This window comes from Clostridioides sp. LIBA-6822, assembly GCF_056688955.1.
In genome coordinates this window covers 2,930,464-2,948,916 of the sequence record NZ_CP196995.1, presented here as the reverse complement: position 1 = coordinate 2,948,916, position 18,453 = coordinate 2,930,464, and the positions used below count along the sequence as shown (strand labels likewise).

17 protein-coding genes and 1 tRNA gene are annotated in these 18,453 nt (G+C 27.1%); 16 read left to right on the top strand and 2 right to left on the bottom strand.

The features are described from left to right. Nucleotides 1-75 precede the first annotated feature (75 nt). The 7 genes from ACTG48_RS14385 (at nt 76) to ACTG48_RS14355 (ending at nt 7,949) form a co-directional block, all read left to right on the top strand. Nucleotides 76-1,437, top strand: a complete 1,362-nt coding sequence (locus ACTG48_RS14385; protein WP_479917210.1) for a M20 family metallopeptidase — start codon at nt 76-78, stop codon at nt 1,435-1,437. Between the two features lie 87 nt (nt 1,438-1,524). After that, nucleotides 1,525-3,414 carry a BglG family transcription antiterminator gene (locus tag ACTG48_RS14380; protein ID WP_479917209.1) on the top strand — a complete coding sequence of 630 codons (1,890 nt, stop codon included), beginning with the start codon at nt 1,525-1,527 and terminating at the stop codon, nt 3,412-3,414. A gap of 14 nt (nt 3,415-3,428) precedes the next feature. Further along, nucleotides 3,429-3,884, top strand: a complete 456-nt coding sequence (locus ACTG48_RS14375) for a PTS sugar transporter subunit IIA (protein WP_021385484.1) — start codon at nt 3,429-3,431, stop codon at nt 3,882-3,884. Nucleotides 3,885-3,942: 58 nt separating this feature from the next. After that, on the top strand, nt 3,943-4,260 hold the full coding sequence (locus ACTG48_RS14370) for a PTS fructose transporter subunit IIB (RefSeq protein WP_003416512.1): 318 nt from the start codon (nt 3,943-3,945) through the stop codon (nt 4,258-4,260). Nucleotides 4,261-4,283: 23 nt separating this feature from the next. Next, nucleotides 4,284-5,546, top strand: coding sequence for a PTS fructose transporter subunit IIC (locus ACTG48_RS14365; protein WP_479917208.1), 1,263 nt, complete (start codon nt 4,284-4,286; stop codon nt 5,544-5,546). Between the two features lie 97 nt (nt 5,547-5,643). Next, entirely contained in the window at nt 5,644-6,708 is a 1,065-nt protein-coding gene (locus ACTG48_RS14360; RefSeq protein WP_479917207.1) for an aminopeptidase P family protein, read from the top strand. Between the two features lie 62 nt (nt 6,709-6,770). Further along, complete coding sequence (locus ACTG48_RS14355; protein ID WP_479917206.1) at nt 6,771-7,949, top strand: MalY/PatB family protein; 1,179 nt, start codon at nt 6,771-6,773, stop codon at nt 7,947-7,949. A gap of 246 nt (nt 7,950-8,195) precedes the next feature. Here ACTG48_RS14355 and ACTG48_RS14350 read toward each other — a convergent pair whose 3' ends face one another. Then, nucleotides 8,196-9,251, bottom strand: a complete 1,056-nt coding sequence (locus ACTG48_RS14350; RefSeq protein WP_479917205.1) for an FAD:protein FMN transferase — start codon at nt 9,249-9,251, stop codon at nt 8,196-8,198. Nucleotides 9,252-9,317: 66 nt separating this feature from the next. On the opposite strand from ACTG48_RS14350, the gene ACTG48_RS14345 reads away from it, so the two are divergent. The 5 genes from ACTG48_RS14345 to ACTG48_RS14325 all read left to right on the top strand — a co-directional run bounded on the left by ACTG48_RS14345 (nt 9,318) and on the right by ACTG48_RS14325 (nt 12,681). After that, nucleotides 9,318-9,689 carry a NusG domain II-containing protein gene (locus ACTG48_RS14345; RefSeq protein WP_021385551.1) on the top strand — a complete coding sequence of 124 codons (372 nt, stop codon included), beginning with the start codon at nt 9,318-9,320 and terminating at the stop codon, nt 9,687-9,689. A 35-nt stretch (nt 9,690-9,724) separates the two neighbouring features. Next, nucleotides 9,725-10,399, top strand: a complete 675-nt coding sequence (locus ACTG48_RS14340; protein WP_021385356.1) for a uracil-DNA glycosylase — start codon at nt 9,725-9,727, stop codon at nt 10,397-10,399. Between the two features lie 248 nt (nt 10,400-10,647). After that, nucleotides 10,648-11,487, top strand: a complete 840-nt coding sequence (locus ACTG48_RS14335) for a G5 domain-containing protein (protein WP_021385564.1) — start codon at nt 10,648-10,650, stop codon at nt 11,485-11,487. Nucleotides 11,488-11,730: 243 nt separating this feature from the next. Continuing rightward, a tRNA-Sec gene (locus ACTG48_RS14330) sits at nt 11,731-11,827 on the top strand. A 146-nt stretch (nt 11,828-11,973) separates the two neighbouring features. After that, nucleotides 11,974-12,681, top strand: coding sequence for a tRNA threonylcarbamoyladenosine dehydratase (locus ACTG48_RS14325; RefSeq protein ID WP_479917204.1), 708 nt, complete (start codon nt 11,974-11,976; stop codon nt 12,679-12,681). 126 nt (nt 12,682-12,807) lie between these two features. Here ACTG48_RS14325 and ACTG48_RS14320 read toward each other — a convergent pair whose 3' ends face one another. After that, nucleotides 12,808-13,644, bottom strand: coding sequence for a ComEC/Rec2 family competence protein (locus ACTG48_RS14320; RefSeq protein ID WP_044213738.1), 837 nt, complete (start codon nt 13,642-13,644; stop codon nt 12,808-12,810). Between the two features lie 183 nt (nt 13,645-13,827). Between ACTG48_RS14320 and ACTG48_RS14315 the strand changes: the two genes are divergently transcribed. The 4 genes from ACTG48_RS14315 (at nt 13,828) to holA (ending at nt 18,337) form a co-directional block, all read left to right on the top strand. Continuing rightward, entirely contained in the window at nt 13,828-14,733 is a 906-nt protein-coding gene (locus ACTG48_RS14315; protein ID WP_021385469.1) for a DUF2156 domain-containing protein, read from the top strand. 8 nt (nt 14,734-14,741) lie between these two features. Continuing rightward, a complete protein-coding gene (locus ACTG48_RS14310) occupies nt 14,742-15,926 on the top strand; it encodes a GNAT family N-acetyltransferase (RefSeq protein WP_479917203.1) in 1,185 nt (394 codons plus the stop codon). A gap of 112 nt (nt 15,927-16,038) precedes the next feature. Beyond that, complete coding sequence (locus tag ACTG48_RS14305; RefSeq protein ID WP_479918800.1) at nt 16,039-17,340, top strand: ComEC/Rec2 family competence protein; 1,302 nt, start codon at nt 16,039-16,041, stop codon at nt 17,338-17,340. Further along, entirely contained in the window at nt 17,294-18,337 is a 1,044-nt protein-coding gene (gene holA / locus ACTG48_RS14300; protein ID WP_021385390.1) for a DNA polymerase III subunit delta, read from the top strand. The genes ACTG48_RS14305 and holA overlap by 47 nt, the downstream gene beginning before the upstream one ends. Nucleotides 18,338-18,453 lie beyond the last annotated feature (116 nt).

Genomic DNA, 18,453 nt, shown 5'->3' with positions numbered 1-18,453 from the left:
ACATAAAGTATAAGGAGTTATCAAATAAGATAAACTATGATATATAATATAAAGTTCTAAATTGGAGTGATAATTATGGAATTATTTAAAGAAGAAAGTAAAAAGTATGAAATGGAATTTTTAAAACTGTTGGAAGAATGGGTTAGCATACCATCATTTTATGATAACAAAACTGTATCTAAAGATATGCCTTTTGGAAAAGGAGTCTATGATGCGTTAAATTGGTTTGAAAACCTAGGTAGAGAAAACAATTTCAAGGTCAAAAATATAGATAATCATGCTGTTCAAATTGAATATGGAGATGGAAAAGAGTTTGTAGATATATTTGGGCACTGTGATGTTGTAAATCCAGGGGAAGGATGGGATAGTGAACCATTTAAACTAAATATTATAGGAGATAAATTGGTTGCTAGAGGAGTATCTGACAATAAAGGTCCTATGATAGCGAATTTTTTAGCACTAAAAATGATAAAAGATTTAAATATTGATTTAAAACGAAAGGTTAGATTAATTGCTGGCGGAAATGAGGAAAGTGGATTTAGATGTATAAAGCACTATTATAGCAAAGAACCCTATGGTGTATGTGGATTTACTCCAGATGCTAAGTTTCCTGTACTAAACGGAGAAAAAGGTGGGGCAATAATAAAGTTAATTTCAGATATAGAGGATAAGTCTTTATACATAAGTGGTGGAATAGAGTTTAACACAATACCAGATAAAGTATATATAAAAAATACAAACAAATTGGGTAAAGATAATATATGCTGTGATTTTAATAATACTTCAATAAGTTATAATAATGGAGATTATGTTATACACGGCAAAGGTGGACATTCATCTAAACCAGAAAAAGCAATCAATCCAATACTAGCCACAATTAAACTTTTATCAGAAAATATTGATGAAGATTGGATAAAAGATTTGGATGAGTTAATAAATCAAGATAATATAGATGGAAAATTATTTGGTTTAGACATTGAAGGCAAATGTGGGATTTTATCAATTGTTCCAACAATAATAAACATAATAGATGGAAGGCTAGAATTAGTTCTAAGCGTTAGATATCCAGAAGTATTAACGCTTGAAGATATAATAAAAAAATTTAATTTGTATATGAAGAAGAATAATATTAATAAATTCGAGATTATTGGGGAAAATTTAAAGCAAGCCAATTATATAGATAGAAATTCAAAACTTGTAAAAAGTTTGCATGAGATATATATAAAGTATTCTAGAGATTTAAAAAATGATGTTAGAGTAACTAGTGCAGGAAGTTATGCTTCTGAAATGAATAATTCAGTAATATTTGGTTGTGAATTTCCTGATGGTAGTTTTGGAAATGTCCATAGTGCAAATGAATTTGCTAGCTTAGATAGATTTATAACTGCAATAGCTATATATGCAGAGGCAATAGTTGCATTATGTAACAATATATAAATACAAAATGTCCCTTATATAGACATATTATATATACAATTAAAATTTTACTTGATATATAATTGAAATCAAAGAGAAGGTGATACAATGATAACTAAGAAACATGCAGTAATAGTAAAAAGTTTAAGCAATAAAGACGGATATATGACATCAAATGAACTAGCTATCAAATTGGATGTGTCTACAAAAACTATTAAAAGATATATAGCAGATTTAAATAGTATTTTAAGCAAGTATGATTTGGTAATAGCTTCTTCTAGAGGTATAGGATATAAGCTAAGTGGCTCTAAAAGTAATATAGCAAGAGCTATTAAAGAAGCAAATAAATATATTGATGGTTTTTTAGATGACTCTGAAGAATCAAGAATGTCAAACATAATATGTATGCTTATTAATAGGAATTATATGAGCATAGAAGCAATGGCAGAAGAATTAAATCTGAGTATAGCCGCTATAAACAAATTGTCTAGTAAGCTTAAAAGAAAACTTGAAAAGTATGACTTAGTTATAAAATCTAAACCTTACTATGGAAGCTATATACATGGTGAAGAAATTAATATAAGACAATTGATTACTGACTATGCAATAAAGTTGGATGAAAAAAGTAAAATCAAAGTGTTTTTGGATGACATCAGTGAAAACGATATACACTGTATAGAAAATATTTTAGAAAAACATTTAAGAAAGAAAGATACAATAATTTCAGATAAAGATTTTAATCTTTTGCTTTCAAAAATAATTGTTTCTGTATTTAGGAGTAAGAGAGGACATAGTAACAACATAAATCTAATAGATACAAGTTATAGATTTCATAATTACTCTTTTATAGAAAGCTTAATGAAAGAAATCTCTGATAAGATTGGGTTTAAACTTATTGAAGATGAAGTAATTTACATTTCAAATTACTCTGGTGTAATAGCGTATAAAGGAACACAAGGAAGAAAAAACACAAGTGAAATTGAGGAGCGAATAAATAGTGTTATAAGTAGTGCACTTCAAGATATATTACTTATTTCAGGAAGTGATTATACAAAGGATGAGGAGTTTATGGTTGCAATATCTGACCATATAAAGAGATTTTTAAATAGAGCGAAAGCTAATATAAAATCCAATAACCCTTTACTTCATCAAATAAAAGAGAAGTTTCCAATTGCTTTTAATCTAGCTGTGTTTTTATCAAATAAACTAGAAACTGAGTTTAATTTAAAACTTGATGAAGATGAACTTGGGTATATAGCTATTCACTTTGCGGCTTCAAATGAAAGAATGAAAAAAAATACGAGTAAGAAAATCTGCATAGTTTGCCATTATGGGATAGGGACAGGGCAACTTATTTCTGAAAAATTAAAGCAGAATATAAGTGATTTAAATGTTGTAGGTGTTTATCCGGTTAGATATCTTGATATGGCTATAAGTCAAGATGTTGATTTAATAGTATCTACTGTTGAATTAAAAGGATATGAAAAACCTGTCTTATATATCGAAAATATATTTGATGATAGCTTGATAGAAAACGTAAACAAAGCATTTTACGAAAAAGAAGAAAGAAGAAAGATAATAAGTAATATGTTTGATGAAAAAGCTTTTTTTAGTATAAAGGCTAGTACTAAAGAAGAGGTTATACTTTCTCTTTCTAACAAACTGAAAGAAAGAGATTTTATAGAAGAAAGTTCAATAGAAAGCATAATAGATAGAGAAAATATTTCATCAACTGAAATAGGAAATCTAGTAGCAATACCTCACACAATAGTGAAGGGAGATAAAAAATCTATAATAGGAGTTGGGATACTTGAAAATCCAATAGTTTGGGATAAACAAGAGGTTCAGCTAGTATTTATGGTATTTTTTAATACTAAAGAAAAACATAATTTTTCAATATTTAAATACCTTTATAACTTTATAAAAGATGAAGGTGGAGTAAGAGGAATTATTAAAATATGTGACTTTGATAAACTAATGGCACTGATAGGTAATTAAGGAGGAAATTAATAATGGAAACAAACATATTTAACACAGAATATGTATTTTTAAATGTTGATACTAAGTCTAAGGTTGAGGTTTTAAAATTTATAGCAAAAAAAGCTAAAGAATTAAACTTAACAGAAGACGAAAATTTAGTATATGAAGGTTTAATGGCTAGAGAAGAACAATTTACTACAAATTTAGGTGAATCTATCGCAATACCTCATACTAAAAATGATGCGATTGAAAATCCAGCAGTAGTAGTATTGAAATTTACTGATGATGTTGTTTGGAATGAAGGTGAAGATAAGGTTAAATTGGCAATAAGCTTACTTATGCCAGGAAAAAGCAAAGAAAATATTCATCTTAAATTATTATCATCTCTTTCAAGAAAATTGATAAATAAAGACTTTAAAGATTCTCTTTTAAAGAGCAATAATGTTGAAGAAATATCTAACTTAATAAATGAAGCTTTAGGTTTATAATTAAACGCTAAGGCTAAAATAAAACAAATAATTAATTAAAAAATAGGAGGAATTTAAAATGAATAAAAAATTAGTAGCATTATGTGCTTGTCCAATGGGACTAGCTCACACTTTCATGGCAGCAGAGGCAATAGAGCAAGCTGCAAAGGCACTAGGTTATGAAGCGAAAGTTGAAACTCAAGGTGCAGATGGTGTACAAAATGAGTTAACAAGAGATGATATATTAGGAGCAACTATGATAATACATGCAGTAGCAATAACACCAGAAGGTATGGAAAGATTTGATGGTTGTGAAGTTTATGAAGTTGAGTTACAAGAAGCTATAAAAAATGCAGAAGGCGTTATAAAAGAAATAGAAGAAGATTTAGGAATATAATAAATTTTTGTGGAGGAAAGAGAATGGCAATTAAGAAAAAAGTTATAAACAGTTCAGGCGCTTCTACAACAGGAGGAAATAATGTAGGAAAGCCTACTCCATCTAATCCAACTCAATCAAAGGGAAATGGAAAATGGAAGGAAATAAGTAAGCATATAATGACAGGTATATCATATATGATACCAGTCTTAGTAATGGGTGGACTTATAGGAGCTTTATCTCAATTAATACCATATGCTATATTAGGGCTTGACCCATCTGTAGGTATAGTTGATGCTATGAACTCAGGTGATTTTACAGGATTTAAACTTACTCTTTTAAATATGGCACAATTAATGTCAAATTTCGGATTTACTTTATTTGGATTTGCAATACCACTATTTGCAGCATTTTGTGCAAACTCTATAGGTGGAAAAACAGCTTTAATTGCAGGTTTTATAGGCGGATATATAGCTAATAAACCTGTAGGTGTTCCACAATTTGTGGATGGGCAATGGACTGAAGTTGTTCCAGTTGCATCAGGATTTTTAGGTGCAATATTAATAGCATTTATAATAGGATATTTTGTAAAATGGTTAAATAAATCTATAAAGGTTTCTCATAACTGGTTAGCTTTTAAGACAACATTTTTAATACCACTAATAGCATCATTAACTTGTATGATATTAATGATATTTATAATAACTCCATTTGGTGGGTTAATTAATGAAAGTATGAAAAACTTCTTAACAGCAGCAGGAGCAGCTGGAGAATATGTATATGCAACAGCTTTAGCAGCAGCTACAGCGTTTGACTTAGGAGGACCAATAAATAAAGCGGCAGGATTCGTTGCACTTGGTTTAACTACAGAGAATGTACTGCCAATAACAGCAAGAACAATAGCTATAGTTGTTCCTCCAATTGGATTAGGATTAACAACTTTATTAGATAAAAGATTAGTAGGAAGAAGAGTATATGATAGACAATTCTATCAAGCAGGAAAAACTTCTATATTCCTATCATTTATGGGTATATCTGAGGGAGCAATACCATTTGCACTTGAAAGACCAGGTTTTGTTATACCTTTAAACATAGTGGGAAGTGTAATAGGAGCGATTACAGGTATAGTTCTAGGCGCAATTCAATGGTTCCCAGAGTCAGCAGTATGGGCATGGCCTTTAGTTGACAATTTATTTGGGTATATAATAGGTATAGCAGTTGGTGCTATATTCATAGCTGTAGGAAATATATTCTATAGAAATAAATTAATAAAAGAGGGTAAACTTGTTGTGGATTATATAGACTAACATTTAAGTTTATTTATGATAACTTTGGCTGGTAATATTGTTTTAATTAATATTACCAGCCTTACCTATATATCAATTAAAGGTGGTGTATAAAAATATGAGTAAAATAGAAAAAATAAGAAAGTATCTAGAAAAATATGATATAGATGGAATTCTTATTAATAGTTCTACCAATAAATTTTATATTGGAAATCTATTTAGTTCATCAGGCTATGTTTTTATAACTAAAAGGAAACAATATATAATAGTAGACTTTAGATATTTTGAAGAAATTAAAAGAAAATCAAATTTATTTGATGTCATTTTAATGGATAAAAACAGAACATATTTTGATATAGTAAATGAAATTTGTGAAAATCAAAATATAAAAGAAATTGGATTTGAAGGAAGCGAGGTATCTTTTGATTCATACAAGAATATGAGTCAAAGGTTGAGTGTAACTTTAAAATCGGTTGATTTATCTACTTTAAGAAAAGAAAAAGATGAAGATGAAATAAAATATATAAAAAAAGCTTGTGAAATAGTGGATGCTACATTTTATCATATAATTGATTTTATAAAAGTTGGTATGACTGAAAAGCAAGTTGAAAATGAAATTGTTAGATTTATAAAAGAGTTGGGTGGTCAAAAAGAGTCTTTTGATACAATAGTAGCATCTGGATTGAGAGGAGCATTACCTCATGGAAAAGCCAGTGAAAAAATTATAGAGTATGGTGATTTTGTGACTTTTGATTTTGGTGCTAAATACAATAATTATTGTTCAGATATTACTAGAACTATTTGTATGGGTACTATAAACAAAGAGTTAGAAGAAATATATAATATAGTAAAAGAAGCCAATGAAGAGTGTATAAAGGTTTTAAAACCAGGCATGACTACTGGTGAAATAGATAAAATTGCAAGAGATATAATTGGCTCATATGGATATGCTGATAATTTTGGTCATAACTTAGGTCATGGTGTAGGTATCATGGTACATGAATATCCTGCATTAGCTCCTGAATCAAATGAAGTATTAAAAGAAGGTATGATTGTAACTATAGAGCCAGGTATATATGTACCAAATCTTGGAGGCGTAAGAATAGAAGATGATGTGCTTATAACACAAGATGGATGTGTGAGATTGACTACATCTACTAAAGATTTAATTGTTGTAAGTTAAAAATGAATTAGATTAATATTTTATAATAAGTAAGATAATTAGAAAAGAAGAGGTAAATTTAAATGTATAATTTTGATGATAGACCAGATAGAGTAAGTGAAAAGTGTAGAAAATGGGATTTAAATATTATAAGAGATAAGTTTGGAGATATAAGAGAAGATTTTGTACCAATGTGGATTGCTGATATGGACTTTAAAATACCAACAGAAATAGAAAATAAATTTATTGAAGCTGTAAAAAGAGGTGTATTTGGATATACATACTGTTATGATGAATTTTATGATTCAGTTATCAGATGGCAAAATGATATGCATAAAGTAAATGTAGAAAGAGAATGGATTACATTGACTTATGGAACTGTATCAACACTTCACTATGTAGTACAAGCTTTTTGTCAAAAGGGGGATAGTATAATATTAAATACACCAGTTTATGACCCTTTTGAATCATCAGCAAAAAAGCAAGGTGTAAATATAGTTTGTAATACATTAGATATTATAAATGATAGATATTATATAAACTTTGATAAATTAGAAGCTCAAATTAAAGAAAATAAACCTAAGTTAATGATGTTTTGTACACCACATAATCCATCTGGAAGAATATGGTCAATTGAAGAAATGACAAAAGTAGCAACTATATGTAAAGAAAATAATGTTATTTTGGTTGCAGATGAAGTACATGCAGAACATATTCATTATGGTGAGTTTAACTCAATACTTAAACTTGAAAAAGAGCTTTTAGAAAATGTTATTCTATTGACATCACCAAATAAAGGGTTTAATCTTGGTGGATTAAAGACTTCTTACTCAATAGTTATAAATAAGAACATAAGAGATAGATTTAGAGATAAACTAAAGCAAAACTCTATAACTTCTCCAAATGTATTTGGAATTATAGGATTGATAACTGCTTATAATGAATGTCGTGAGTGGTTAAATGGTGTAAATGAATATATAAAATCAAATTATGAACTTTTAGGAACTTGGGTAGATAAATATAATAATATTAAATTGATGAAGATGGAATCATCTTATTTAGCTTGGATGGATATAAGTGGATTAGGTATAAGTGCAAGTGAATTTACAGATAAGTTGGCTGTTGATACAGGAGTATTGTTGGAGGATGGGAGCCATTTTGTAAAAGATGGTGAGAATTATGTTAGAATAAACTTAGGAACTCAAAAAGAAAATGTAATTGAAGCTTTAAATAGAATGGAGTTATTTTTAAAGTCTTTATAAAATAATTTTAAAAAATAAGGAAATAAGTTTTGTTTCAATAAGTATAATATTATTTGAGTGATTATGTATTTGAAAATATGATAAAGAAAGCTTTATAGAGTAAAATATAAATTATTTGTAAAAACTAATAGAATGTTATGAAAAGCACCTTGAATATAATAAGGTGCTTTTTTATTGCTGTCAAATTCTTAAATTTTATTGTTGTCAGTATGATTTATTTCTTATAACATAGTTTATCGAATTTTACTATTTATTTAGTTTTTTAATAGAAAAGGCTTTGTCAGTAAGTTTAAAATTATCTTTTATACCCTTAGTCAAGTATACTTTTTTATCCTTAGTTATAAATATAGCATCTACATTATCAATACTATTAATTAAATCCATACCTTTTTCAAGTCCAAGTCCAAAGGTAGAAGTAGATAAAGCATCACAATTAATAGATTTATCAGATATTATTGTTACACTACTTAAGCCATTTTCAAAAGGATACCCTGTAAACGGATTTAGCATGTGGTGATATATTTTGCCATCCTTTTCTATAAATCTTTCATAAATTCCAGAAGTAACAACAGATTTGTTTGTGGTTTCTATATTTCCTATAGATTCTCCATTTTTACTAGTTGGGTCTTGAATACCTATTTTAAAAGGTTTATCATTTTTACCATTTTCTAAGGTAAATATATTACCTCCTAAATTTACTAAACCTTTTTGTATACCTTCTGATTTTAGATAGGCCACAATTTTATCAGCAGCATATCCTTTAGCTATTGCACCTAAATCAATTTTCATATTTTCTTTGGTCAATTTTATAGATTTATTTTTTTCATCCAATATAATATTCTTATAATCAATTAGAGGCAAAAGCTCTTTTATTTCAGAATCACTTGGCACTTTGGCTTTATCTGTTCCAATTGCCCACAAGTTTGATATTGGACCAACTGTTATATCAAAATACCCACTTGATAATTTAGAATATTGGATTGCCTCTTTTACAACGAAAAACGTATCGTCTGAAACTTTGACAAAACTCTTTCCAGCATTATCATTTATCTTAGAAACATCACTTCCTGGTATATGAGTACTCATTTTATTGTCAATATATCTTAAAATTGAATCACATTCATTTAAGATTTTATCACTTTTGGATTCTTTTATATTAAATACAGTAACTTCATTTACTGTACCAAGGTAATAGCTAGTTTTACTATATTTAGTATTCTGGCTTGAACTCCTAAAAAATGAAAATAAAATTAATGCTAAAATCAATATCACAAAAATAAATGTGATTTTTTTCTTATTCATGGTATATTCCTCCTATGAAATTGTGTTATTATTTTATTATAACATAATTTCATAGGAGGACAAAAAATGAAGAAAAAAGACATTCTTCTTATTTTAGGCATTTTAGTTGTTATTACAGCATGTTATGGGATAATAAATGTTATAAATTCTAAAAATGCTGGAAGTATTGAGATTTATGTAGATAATAAATTGTATAAGACTGTTCCAATAGATGCCAGAGAAGAATTTAAAATAGAGAATAGAGGGGGGTATAATATAGTCAAGATTCATGATAAAGGGGTAGAAATAGTAGATGCCTCATGTCCTGATAAGGTTTGTGTACATACTGGTTTTATAAATAAACCAAGTCAAAGTATAGTTTGTATACCTAATAGAGTTAGTATAAAAATAAATACAAATGAAAAGGACGATAATCAAGAAGATATAATTTCTAAATAAAATAATAAAATAATTGAAAGGAATTGGTGATAATTATGGTTAACTTAGAAAATGATTGGAATGAATTATTGAAAGAAGAATTTGAAAAAGATTACTATTTAAATTTAAGAAAATTTCTTATAGAAGAATATAAGACACGTCAAATATTCCCCAATATGCATAATATATATGAAGCTTTGAAACATACTTCATATAAAGATACAAAAGTTTTGATACTTGGACAAGACCCCTATCATGGAGATAATCAAGCTCATGGTTTAGCTTTTTCAGTTCAACCACAAGTGAAAACTCCACCATCTTTATTAAATATGTATAAAGAGTTAAAAGAAGATTTAGGATGTTTTATACCTAACAATGGATATTTGATGCCTTGGGCAGACCAAGGAGTGTTACTTTTAAATACTGCTCTTACTGTTAGAGCACATGAAGCTAATTCTCATAAAAATAAAGGGTGGGAAATTTTCACGGATAGAGTAATCTCTATTTTAAGTGAACGTGAAGACCCAGTTATTTTCGTATTATGGGGAAGTAATGCACGTAAAAAAGTAGAGTTGATTGATACAAGTAAGCATTATATTTTAGAAGCACCTCATCCAAGCCCATTATCAGCAAGTAAAGGTTTTTTTGGATGTAAACACTTCTCTAAGATAAATGAAATTCTAGAAAAATTAGGAAAAGAACCTATTAATTGGCAAATAGAAAATATATAAGATTAAAAGGTAACAAAATGATAACAAAACAACAATAAACAATGACATTGTTGTAACTAATAGAAATATGTGTGAATAGTTGAAAATACTATATATGCATATTTCTATTTTTTTGTCAAGTTGACAACTCTTGAAAAAATAGTTACAATTTAGTTACACAAAAAACACAAACAAAAAAAGAAATTTACAAAGCAGAATTTTACGAAGCAAAATATATAGTGTAAAAAATTTGAGGGAGGAAAGTTTATATGAATTTTAAAAAATTGAGTAATGCTAAAGTCTCGGTGATGGCGGTTGTTTTATCAGTTGGGATATTATCGGGGTACTCTGCACTTAATAAACAAGTAACATTAGTAGTAAAGGGAGAAGAAAGAACTATATCGACATTTAGTTCTAATGTAGGAGACCTTCTAGAATCTCAAAACATTAGTTATGATGCAAATGATATAGTTACTTTAGATGAAAACTCAAAATTATCTAATGGAGATAAAATAGAAGTAATTGATGTAAAGGAAAAAACAGTTGTAGAAACTAAAGATATTCCATTTGAAGTTACAGTTGTTGAAGATGGTTCTTTATCAAAGGGAGACTCTGAAGTTAAAGAAGAAGGAAAATCTGGAAAAAGTGAATTAATATATAAAGAAACTTATCACAATGGAAAGAAAGTAGAAAAGGAATTTGTGAAAAAGGTTGTTAAAGCTGAGCCTGTAAACAAGGTTGTAAGCAAAGGAACAAAAGTAGAGATGCAAGTAGCTTCGTCAAGGGGAGAAAACTCAAGAAGAATGGCTTCATCATCATCTAGTAATAGTAGTAGTAACAATGGTAAAAATATGAGAGTAGTAGCAACTGCATATAGTGGTCATAGTATAACTGCTACAGGAACAAAGCCTAAGTGGGGAACAATAGCTGTAGACCCTAAGGTTATACCATATGGAACTAAGGTTTATATACCTCAATTTGATATGGTATTTACTGCAGAAGACTGTGGTGGAGCAATAAAAGGAAATAAAATTGATATATTTATGAATGACTCAAAAACAGTTTATAACTGGGGAAGAAAAACTATAGATATACGTATATTAAAATAATTATATAATCTATATTTGTACTGGAAATTATATTTTGATTAATATAGAGAGGGAACTCTTTGTATATAAATAAAATATAATTTCCAGTTTTTAATTTTAAGCATATAATAAAAAAGTAAATTTTAACCATGTATAGATAAAAGCTATTTAAATTATAATTTACTATCAGATAAATCTATAAAAATTGTTGCAAAGAGTCAAAATATATGATATTATAGATTTCGTTGAGACGCATTTCATTATGGGAGTGGATGGGTGCCGGTGTGCCCTCTAGTCTTCAAAACTAGTATGAGGGGTTAAGAGCCTCTTAGGTGGGTTCGATTCCCACGCATTCCCGCCAGTATATAAAAGGTATCTTTTAATATTAAAAGATACCTTTTTAAATTTAGATAATTTACTTTTAATGATATATAATATTTTGGTATTATATAATGTAAATTTTATAATACTATTATTGTTTAGATAAAAATCTAGGAGAGTGAAAAGATGGAAAATAACTTTACAACGAGAACTAGTTTTCTAGTTGGAGATGATGGAATAGAAAAACTTAATAATTCAAATGTAATAGTATTTGGAGTAGGAGGAGTTGGTAGTTTTACTGTTGAAGCTCTAGCAAGAGCTGGAGTTGGCAATCTTACTATTGTGGATTTTGATGATGTGGATATAACAAATATAAATAGACAAATACCAGCCTTACATTCAACTATAGGAAAGTATAAAGTTGATGTAATGGAGGAGAGAATCTTGGATATAAACCCTAATATCAATATAAAAAAAATAAGAAGTCTTTATAATAAAGACACTAGTGATGAAATATTGACTGAAAGATATGATTATGTTGTGGATGCAATAGATATGGTAAGTTCTAAAATACATCTAATTGAAACCTGTGAAAAAAACGGTTTAAAAATAATAAGTTCTATGGGGATGGGAAATAAATTAGACCCAACTAAAATAGTCGTTACTGATATACACAAAACAAGTACTTGCCCTTTAGCTAAAGTTATGAGGAAAGAGCTTAGAGATAGAGGGATTAAAAAATTAAAAGTAGTATACTCAACTGAACAACCAATAGAACTTAAAAAGAAAGTAATGAATGGGAGAAAAGTAACACCTGGTAGTGTATCATTTGTTCCATCTGTAGGAGGACTAATAATTGCATCTGTAATAGTTAATGAATTATTAGAACAATAAGTCTAAATATTTTAATTTATAAAGTTTAAATACGTATTTTGAAGGCTAAAAGCATCAATGTGAAACTATTTTATATTGATACTTTTAGCCTAATTATATTATGTAGTTATAGTTTTATTTTCTATATTATGTATCTATTTCATATTTATATTTTGTAAATATCATTTCTCCATCACTATAAAAGACAATATCACCTATTTTATCTGTTCTATAAATTGATACATGGTTTTGTTTCAAATTGTTGAGAACTTCTCTGTGGGGATGACCATATTGATTTTTATATCCACATGATATTGCAGCTATATCTGGATTAATTCTTTTTATAAATTCTAAAGATGATGATGAATTACTTCCATGATGCCCTATTTTTACAAAATTAATATTGTTCAATTCAAAAGAATGTAAGATTTCTTTTTCAATTGATTCCTCAGCATCACCCATAAATAAAAAAGAGTTATTATTAAAAGTTAGTTTGAAAACTATTGAATTTAAATTTGATTCTTCTTGTATATATGATGGACTTAATACATATATATTTATATTGTTATCGATATTTAAAATATCGTCTTTATAGAGATACTGAATAGAGAGGTTTTTGTCATTACAAGAATTTATTAGATTTTGATAAGCTTCACTATTTGTTGATTGTTCAGGCATATATATGGAGCTTACATTAAATTTTTTTACAACATTATCAAGACTTCCTATATGGTCAGAATCTGGATGTGTAGCTATTATCACATCAATAGTTTTTATTTTTCTCTGTTTCAAATAACTAGTAACTATATTTCCACTATCCTCATCACCTCCATCAATTAATATATTTTTATTTGTAGGTGTTTGTACTAAAATACTATCACCTTGTCCAACATCTATCATATGTATAGATAGTAGAGATTTTTTGTCACAACCGCTTAAAAGTGATATTATAATAAGTATTAATAAAAAAATTTTATTTCTCAATAAAAAATCACTCCAGTCATTACATGTTTATATAATTTTATGATGGGTAATATAAGATATATATGACTTATTATATTTTATATTTTAAACAATATAAATGAAATTAATACCAAAACAAAATTGGAGTTTTTATAGATATAAAATTTTAAAAAATTAAGCAATAAAAAAAGGTAGGAGGATTTTATGTTTTTCAAAGATATTGAACTAAATTCAAAAAAGGAATTAGACCCATATTTTGATTTAGTAGATTATGAAGCTTGTGAGTACTGTTTTAGTACTTTATATATGTGGCAACATGTTTATAAGACAGGATATTATATAGGAGAAGATTTTGCTGTTTTAGTTGGTGAATATGAGGGAGATAGTTTCTCAATATTACCACTTGCTAAAAGAGAAAAGCTTCCAGAAGTTGTAGATTTTGTGCTTGAATATTTTTCTAAAAATAATAAAAAAATATACCTAAGAGGTATTACTACTGAAGTAGTAGAATTTTTAAAAGAAAAATATCCAAATAGATTTGAGTATATAGAAGAAAGAGATTTATTTGACTATATTTATGATGCAGAAAGTTTAAGAACTTTAGCTGGTAAAAAGAATCAAAAGAAGAGAAACCATATAAATTATTTCTTAAAAGAATACGCAGGTAGATATGAAGTCAAATTATTAGATAAAGAAAACTTCAATGAATGTTTAGTATTAATGAAAGAATGGGAAAGTAATAAGGAAGAAAATGATGAATTTGATGAAAGTATGGATGATGAATTGGTAGGTATCAAAAAGATATTTAACCATTATGATGTACTAAAAGATAGAGTAAAAGTGTTTGGTGTTTATGTGGATGGAAAATTAGAAGCATTCAGTATAGGAGAGCTTTTAAACAAAAATATGGCACTTATTCATATAGAAAAAGCTAATCCTGATATAAGAGGTTTATATCCATTTATAAACCAACAGTTTTTGGTAAATGAATTTAAAGATGTTGAATTTGTAAATAGAGAAGAAGATTTAGGTATTGAAGGTTTGAGAAAAGCTAAACTTTCTTACCATCCTTGTAGATTTGTTGAAAAGTACAGTGTTAGGGAGGCTTAATATACTATATGGAGATTAGGTATGCTAAAGAAGAAGAAATAGAAAGTATAAAAGAAATTTGGAGTTATTGTTTTAATGATAGTGAAAATTTTATGAAGTACTATTTCAATGATAAGTATAAATATGAAAATACTGTAATAGCTTTAGATGAAGGAAAAATTGTTTCCTCTCTTCAGCTAAATCAGTATAAGTTAATACTAAACAATAAGGTATACAATACATCGTATGTAGTAGGGGTTTCCACACTTCCTGAAGGCAGAGGAACTGGATATATGAGTAAAGTTATTAAATTTACTTTAAACGAATTGTATAAAAAAGGTCAATTAGTTTCTATATTGATGCCAATCGACTATAGACTTTATAGAAGATTCGGATATGAACATTGCTATGACCAGATTGAATATACTCTTAATACAGATGATTTAAAAAATTTTAAGTCAAGTGGAAAGATGATAAAAGCTAATATATCACAAATTGATGATTTGATACAAATAGATAGAGCTTTTTTAAATGAGGTTAATGGTAATGTGTTAAAAGATGAACATTATTATGAAAACTTATTTAAAGAAATTCAAAGTGAAGATGGGCTTTTATACATTCATGAAGGTAATGGAAAAGATGGATATATAGTTTATTTTCTTCAAGGAGACAAAATGTTTGTTAGAGAGTTATTTTATAAAAATATAGATGCTCTTAAATCAATGCTTAAATTTATATATAATCACAATACTCAATGTAAGATAGCTACTATATCTGCTCCTATAATAGATAAAATAAGACTTATATTAGACAACCCTAAAGATTGTGAGATAAAAATAAAACCTTTTATGATGGGAAGAGTTATAAATGTAAAGAAATTTATAGAAGATATATATGTAGATGAGGATATTAATAGTTCAGTTAACTTATTAATAGAAGACAAGTTTATAGATGAAAATAATGGTCTATTTAAAGTTTCTATACAGAATCGTAAGATAGCTGTAGAAAAATTAGATAAAAAAGGTATAGAAAAGCCTCAAGAAGGTTTTGATATTAAATTAGATATAAATACCTTAACACAGTTATCATTTTCATATATAGATGTAGAAGAAGCTCTTTTCTTAAATAATCTAGAAGGGGTTTCAAAAGAAACAATAGAAATACTTAAGTGTATTTTTTCTAAAAGAAATAACTATATAAACGAATATATATAAAAAGAATACGCCAAAAGATTTTTAAAATCTTTTGGCGTATTCTTTTGTTTATAATAATTTATCTTGTTTAAAAATTTACTATTTGAAAATAATCTAAATAATATGTTTTTATATAGGAGTGATTATAATTAAAATAAGAAGACCTTTATTAATTGTATTGATATTTGTGATTGTTATATCATTTATAACCACAAGTAATAAGAAAAAAGATGAAAAATTCAATGATAAGATAATAACTATACAAGGTGTTGTTAAAGGGAAAGTTGAAAAGAAAAGATACAATCAGTATAAGGTAGGTGTTTTTTTAATAAATGATTATTCAAGAAATAAAAATTTGAAAATTGGACAAGAAGTTAATATTACAGGAAAATTTAAGAGCTTAGATAAAATGGAGTATGATGATTTTGATTATGGAAGGTACATAAAAAGTACTGGATATAGAGGTATAATATATATAAATAATTATAAAGTTGTTGGTAAAAATAAAATATATTCTTTAGTTGGAAAAATAAAGTTTTATATAAGTAAGACTTACAGATATTTATATAAGAAAAACTCAGATTTTATAAATTCTATATTGTTAGCTGAGGTTGAAAACCTTACTGATGAACAAAAAGAATTGTTCACTAGGACAGGAACTAGTCATGTAGTATCTATATCTGGTCTTCATACAGGTATACTATGTGTAATTATATCTTTTTTATTAAGAGGTATAAATAAATTGTATAAATTATTAATATTGTCGATTTTTATAACTTTATATTGTATAATGGTAGGTGCGTCTCCATCCATAATTAGGTCTATAACATTTGTTATAGTTTTCTATCTATCAATATTTATTGATAGAAAAAAGGATGGTATATCAACATTGTCTCTAATAGGGATAGTTTTAATTATGAATAACCCCTATGTTATATATAATGTAAGTTTTCAATTGTCTTTTTTAGCTACACTTTCTATATTGATATTCTACAATAAAATAAATGGTATTGTAAAATTAAGTATGGTATCATTGACAATATCATCAAATATATTAACTCTACCTATAATTTATTACACATTTAAAGGAATACCACTGCTTTCAGTTATAGGAAATTTGATTATAGTACCATTTGTAGGTGTAATAATGTATTTGAGTATTGCAAGTTTAATAGTATTTAAAGTAAGTGTAGTAATAGCTAAAATTATATCCTTTTTTAATAGTTCATTGATAGAAAGCATATTTTTTTTACTAGATAAACTCAGCAATTTAAATTTTGCATATATTAATATAGAAAATCCTAAATTTTATATTGTAGTGATTTATTACATAGGAGTGTTTTTTTACATATTTTACATAGAAGGAAAAGAGATAAAGGAGCAAGAAAATGGATTACAAGGATATTATAAGGAATGTAAAAGAGAACAATTTTGAAAAGATGTATCTTTTTTATGGAAGAGAGTATTATTTAATTGAGAATGCAATAAAAGCATTTAAAGATAGTCTAAACGAGGGAATGCTTGATTTTAATTTAGATATAATAGATGGAAAGGAAATCGTCTTAAATCAGCTTATAAGCTCTATAGAAACACTTCCATTTATGGATGATAGAAAGATAGTAATAATAAAAGATTTTGAACTATTAAAAGGAAAGAAAAAGAACTTTACTGATAGTGATGAGAAATACTTAATAGAGCATCTAGATAATACTCCAGATACTACCACTATAGTTTTTGTTGTGTATGGAGATGTTGATAAAAGAAAATCTCTAGTTAAGAAAATCGGAAATAATGGAATTGTCTTTGATTGTGATAAGCTTTCTGATATGGACTTATTTAAGTGGATAAAAAAATCTTTTACTCTAAATGAAGTTATAATAGAAAATTCTCAAATAATGTATTTTATTGAACAAGAAGGATATAGAGATAAGAGTAGTGAAAAGACTTTATCTGATTTGGAAAACGAGATAAATAAGATAAGTTCGTTTGTTGGTAAGGGTAATAATGTAACTAATGAAGTAATTGATAAATTATCTCAAAAAAAAGTTGAGAATGATATATTTAAATTAATCGATTATATTGGAGAACAAAATGCTTCTAATGCAATGAAAATATTGAATGATATGATACAAGAAGGTGAGTCTGTTTTAGGGATATTTTCTATGATAGCAAGACAATTTAAAATAGTAATGCAGGTAAGACAGTTACAACTTGATGGATATTCAACTAAACTTATAGCTGATAAATTAAAAATGCATCAATTTGTTGTAGGAAAAGCATTAAAGCAAACTAAAAATTTTTCTGATGACATAATTGTAGAAATCTTAAATTATATATTAGAAAGTGATTATAAAATAAAGACTGGTCTTATAAGAGATACCTTAGCGATAGAAATGTTGGTTAGTAAGTATTGTAAAAGACAAATTATATAAATTAATAATAGATAAAAAATAAATAGCAGGATTGTTGTAGTTTAAAACAAAGTAGACTAAATTTAGTCTACTTTATATACTATAGAATATCTAACTATTTATTTTTTATTGTATAA

What these genes read in the sequence shown, in the direction of transcription:
- ACTG48_RS14385 (WP_479917210.1), top strand. Translation starts at nt 76, where the DNA reads ATGGAATTATTTAAAGAAGAAAGTAAAAAGTATGAAATGGAATTTTTA.
- ACTG48_RS14380 (WP_479917209.1), top strand. Translation starts at nt 1,525, where the DNA reads ATGATAACTAAGAAACATGCAGTAATAGTAAAAAGTTTAAGCAATAAA.
- ACTG48_RS14375 (WP_021385484.1), top strand. Translation starts at nt 3,429, where the DNA reads ATGGAAACAAACATATTTAACACAGAATATGTATTTTTAAATGTTGAT.
- ACTG48_RS14370 (WP_003416512.1), top strand. Translation starts at nt 3,943, where the DNA reads ATGAATAAAAAATTAGTAGCATTATGTGCTTGTCCAATGGGACTAGCT.
- ACTG48_RS14365 (WP_479917208.1), top strand. Translation starts at nt 4,284, where the DNA reads ATGGCAATTAAGAAAAAAGTTATAAACAGTTCAGGCGCTTCTACAACA.
- ACTG48_RS14360 (WP_479917207.1), top strand. Translation starts at nt 5,644, where the DNA reads ATGAGTAAAATAGAAAAAATAAGAAAGTATCTAGAAAAATATGATATA.
- ACTG48_RS14355 (WP_479917206.1), top strand. Translation starts at nt 6,771, where the DNA reads ATGTATAATTTTGATGATAGACCAGATAGAGTAAGTGAAAAGTGTAGA.
- ACTG48_RS14350 (WP_479917205.1), bottom strand. Translation starts at nt 9,251, where the DNA reads ATGAATAAGAAAAAAATCACATTTATTTTTGTGATATTGATTTTAGCA.
- ACTG48_RS14345 (WP_021385551.1), top strand. Translation starts at nt 9,318, where the DNA reads ATGAAGAAAAAAGACATTCTTCTTATTTTAGGCATTTTAGTTGTTATT.
- ACTG48_RS14340 (WP_021385356.1), top strand. Translation starts at nt 9,725, where the DNA reads ATGGTTAACTTAGAAAATGATTGGAATGAATTATTGAAAGAAGAATTT.
- ACTG48_RS14335 (WP_021385564.1), top strand. Translation starts at nt 10,648, where the DNA reads ATGAATTTTAAAAAATTGAGTAATGCTAAAGTCTCGGTGATGGCGGTT.
- ACTG48_RS14325 (WP_479917204.1), top strand. Translation starts at nt 11,974, where the DNA reads ATGGAAAATAACTTTACAACGAGAACTAGTTTTCTAGTTGGAGATGAT.
- ACTG48_RS14315 (WP_021385469.1), top strand. Translation starts at nt 13,828, where the DNA reads ATGTTTTTCAAAGATATTGAACTAAATTCAAAAAAGGAATTAGACCCA.
- ACTG48_RS14310 (WP_479917203.1), top strand. Translation starts at nt 14,742, where the DNA reads ATGGAGATTAGGTATGCTAAAGAAGAAGAAATAGAAAGTATAAAAGAA.
- holA (WP_021385390.1), top strand. Translation starts at nt 17,294, where the DNA reads ATGGATTACAAGGATATTATAAGGAATGTAAAAGAGAACAATTTTGAA.